Origin of the sequence: Nocardioides psychrotolerans (genome assembly GCF_943371775.1) — a bacterium.
Classification (GTDB): Bacteria; Actinomycetota; Actinomycetes; order Propionibacteriales; family Nocardioidaceae; genus Nocardioides; species Nocardioides psychrotolerans_A.
The window spans coordinates 1-3199 of the sequence record NZ_CALRWD010000146.1; the positions used below are offsets into that span (position 1 = coordinate 1).

The 3199-nt window shown below is 73.0% G+C and carries 4 protein-coding genes; 3 read left to right on the top strand and 1 reads right to left on the bottom strand.

Features of this window, described 5'->3' with window-relative positions; all coding sequences use genetic code 11:
- Positions 1-52: 52 nt before the first annotated feature.
- Complete coding sequence (locus tag AAG827_RS22130) at positions 53-562, top strand: DUF427 domain-containing protein (protein WP_341928371.1); 510 nt, start codon at positions 53-55, stop codon at positions 560-562.
- A 15-nt stretch (positions 563-577) separates the two neighbouring features.
- Here the strand turns inward: AAG827_RS22130 and AAG827_RS22135 are convergent, their stop codons facing one another.
- On the bottom strand, positions 578-1648 hold the full coding sequence (locus tag AAG827_RS22135; protein ID WP_341928372.1) for a glycoside hydrolase family 6 protein: 1071 nt from the start codon (positions 1646-1648) through the stop codon (positions 578-580).
- A 202-nt stretch (positions 1649-1850) separates the two neighbouring features.
- On the opposite strand from AAG827_RS22135, the gene AAG827_RS22140 reads away from it, so the two are divergent.
- Both AAG827_RS22140 and AAG827_RS22145 read left to right on the top strand, forming a co-directional pair.
- Positions 1851-2216, top strand: coding sequence for a YciI family protein (locus AAG827_RS22140; protein ID WP_341928373.1), 366 nt, complete (start codon positions 1851-1853; stop codon positions 2214-2216).
- A partial coding sequence (locus AAG827_RS22145) for a DUF6596 domain-containing protein (RefSeq protein ID WP_341928374.1) occupies positions 2213-3199 on the top strand: 987 nt, incomplete at its 3' end. The genes AAG827_RS22140 and AAG827_RS22145, both read left to right, overlap by 4 nt.

The window sequence follows — 3199 nt, forward strand, 5'->3', positions numbered from 1 at the left end:
TCGCTGCTCGACCGACGGACGCGACCTTGGCCCGCCGGAGTTCACTGGAGCCATGCGACGACCCGTTCCCGAGAAGCCCGGACCCGGCCAGGAGTCGGTGTGGGACTACCCCCGACCACCGGCGCTGGAGCCCACCAGGGTCAGCATCACCGTCGAGCTGGGTGGCCGCGTGGTCGCACGGACGACGTCGGCGTGGCGGGTGCTCGAGACCAGCCACCCTCCGACGTACTACCTGCCCCAGGACGCGTTCGAGCCGGGCGTGCTCCGCGAGGCGAGCGGCGCGTCGTGGTGCGAGTGGAAGGGGGAGGCGAGCTACTTCGACCTGGTGTCGGCCGGGCCCCAGGGCGAGGTCGTGGCTGCGAAGGCGGCCTGGACCTACCGCACGCCCACGCCGCGCTTCGAGGCGCTGGCCGGAGCGGTCGCGGTGATGGCGGCGGCGGTCGACCGGTGCACGGTCGACGACGAGGTGGTGCAGCCGCAGCCGGGTGGCTTCTACGGCGGCTGGATCACCAGCACGGTCGTCGGTCCGTTCAAGGGGATCCCGGGCTCCATGGGCTGGTGAGGGGCCCGGCGTCCGTCAGTCGAGCGTGCCCATGAGGCGTCGGGCGCCGTCGGGCCACCACTCGCCGGAGGCCGGGCCGCCGTTGCACGGGCCGTCGGACTCACCGGGGTTCTTGACCCAGAGCCGGCCGTCGAAGGGGCCCTTGAAGACCAGCCGCGGCGTGGCACCGAGACGGGCGGCGAGCGGGTTGCAGACGTCGCCGTTCGCCGGGCCGTTGCGGCCGGCGCCGTTGCGGCCGGTGTCGATGACGTACTTCACGCCGCTCACGCCGCGCTTCTTCAGCTCCGCCAGGATCGCGCGGGTGTAGACGACCTCGTCGGGCGTAGCCCGGCTGTTGGCGACGTTGCTGCTGAAGCCGCGCGCCATGCCGACGCCGGCCTGCTTGAGCAGCACCGCGATGTGGTCGGCGGGCTGCCAGCCCGAGTGCCCGGCGTCGATGTAGACCCACGCACCGGCCTTCGTGAGCACCTTGGTGGCGAAGCGCAGCAGCCCGACCCGGTCGCCACGGCCAGTGCACTGCGGGTTGTCGATGAAGGCGAGCGCGTCCGGCTCGAGCACGACGATCGCCCGCGAGCCCTTGAGCCCGGCCGCGGCCTTCGTGACCCAGGAGCGGTAGTAGGCGTCGGTGATCTGCTCGTCCTGCGAGGAGTAGAGCCCGCAGTCGCGGTCGGGGATGTTGTAGATCGTCAGCAGCGGCGTCTTCCCGGCCTCCTGTGCGCGGGCGACGTAGCGGCGGACGTCGGCCTGGACCGTGGCCGGCCGGTAGTAGTCGGTGATCCACAGCGGCTGGGCGCGCTTGCCGATCCGGTCGAACTCCGCGCCCGCCTGGGCGGCCTTCATCAGCGGGTCGACGAAGAGACCGCGCGTGCGACGGGGGTCTCCCGCCCGCCGTGGCTCCACCGCGCTGCTCGTGGCGGTGCCGGTGGGCGTCACGACGGTGGTCGCGACGGTGGGGGTGAGCAGCTCCGGGGCAGGCGTCGCGGAGGACGGGCTGCCGACCACCAGCAGGGCACCGGCCAGCGAGAGCGCGGTCGCCCACGCCGCGCCGGAGCGCAGGGCAGGGCCGCGCGCGGTCGGGGAGGTCACCGGGCCAGCGTAGGCGCGCCGGCCACGTCGCGCGGCCGGTTCACCGGATCGTCGCACCGGCACCCGGACGATGGCGCAGGGAGGATGCCCTCCACCGGGGATCGCCCGAAAAATCATCTGAGAAGGTGTCGTGACCGCGCCACCTCGTTCGTGGAGTGGTCAGAGGCAGCCGCTCGGGCCGCCCGCACAGGAGGAGTCCACCATGGCTCAGTACATGCTCTCGGTCCACGGCAACGTCGACGAGATCGCTGCCGACACCCGCACGATGGAGGAGCTGCAGCCGGTCTTCGAGGCCGTGGAGCGCTTCAACAGCCGACTCCGGGAGGAGGGCGCCTGGGTGTTCGCGGGCGGCCTGCAGGAGATCACGACGGCCACGACCGTCGACAACACCGGTGACGCACCGATCGTGACGGACGGGCCGTTCGCGGAGAGCAAGGAGCACCTCGGGGGCTTCTGGGTCATCGAGGCCGCCGACCTCGACGTCGCGCTCCAGTGGGCCAAGGAGGGCTCGCAGGCGTGCCAGGGCAAGGTCGAGGTGCGACCCTTCCAGGTCGAGCCCGACGCGTGAGCCAGGCCTCCGGGCCCGACGGGTCGGTCGCGCACGCCGCGATCGACCGGATCTTCCGCGAGGAGCACGGACGGGTGGTCGCCGCGCTGGTCCGGCGCCTCGGCGACATCGATGCCGCGGAGGAGGCGGCCGGTGACGCCCTCCTGGTCGCGCTCGAGAGGTGGCCCGTCGACGGGGTCCCGCCCAACCCGGGCGGCTGGCTCACGACGACGGCCGCCCGCAAGGGCATCGACCGGATCCGTCGTGAGCACCGTCGCGGCGCCAAGCACCAGGCGGCACTCATGCTCGAGGACGACACCCCCCACGAGCCGACCGGCGTCGTGGAGGACGACCGGCTGCGACTGGTCTTCACCTGCTGCCACCCGGCCCTCGCGCCCGAGGCACGGGTCGCCCTGACCCTGCGGCTGCTGGGCGGCCTCACGGTGGCCGAGATCGCCCAGGCATTCCTGGTGCCCGAGACCACCATGGCCCAGCGCATCACGCGGGCGAAGGCCAAGATCAGGGGCGCCAGGATCCCCTTCCGCGTGCCCGGCCCCGACGACCTCGTCGAGCGGGTCGGCACGGTGATGGCCGTGGTCTACCTGGTCTTCAACGAGGGCTACCTCTCCAGCTCGGCCGACGCCCCGATCCGTGCGGAGCTCACCGGCGAGGCGATCCGGCTCGGGCGGCTGTTGCGGCACCTGCTCCCCGACGACCCGGAGGTGGCCGGGCTCCTGGCGCTCATGCTGCTCGTCGAGTCCCGCCGGGGCACGAGGATCGCGGGCGGTGAGCTGGTCCCCCTCGGCGAGCAGGACCGGGGCGGGTGGGACCGGGTGATGATCGACGAGGGGCACGCGCTGGTGCGTGAGTGCCTCGAGCGCAACCGGCCGGGCCGCTACCAGGTCATGGCGGCCGTCAACGCCGTGCACACCGACGCGCCGACCGCGGCCGACACCGACTGGTCGCAGGTCGCCGCGCTCTACACCCAGCTCCTGGCCCTCGAC

What these genes read in the sequence shown, in the direction of transcription:
- AAG827_RS22130 (WP_341928371.1), top strand. Translation starts at nt 53, where the DNA reads ATGCGACGACCCGTTCCCGAGAAGCCCGGACCCGGCCAGGAGTCGGTG.
- AAG827_RS22140 (WP_341928373.1), top strand. Translation starts at nt 1,851, where the DNA reads ATGGCTCAGTACATGCTCTCGGTCCACGGCAACGTCGACGAGATCGCT.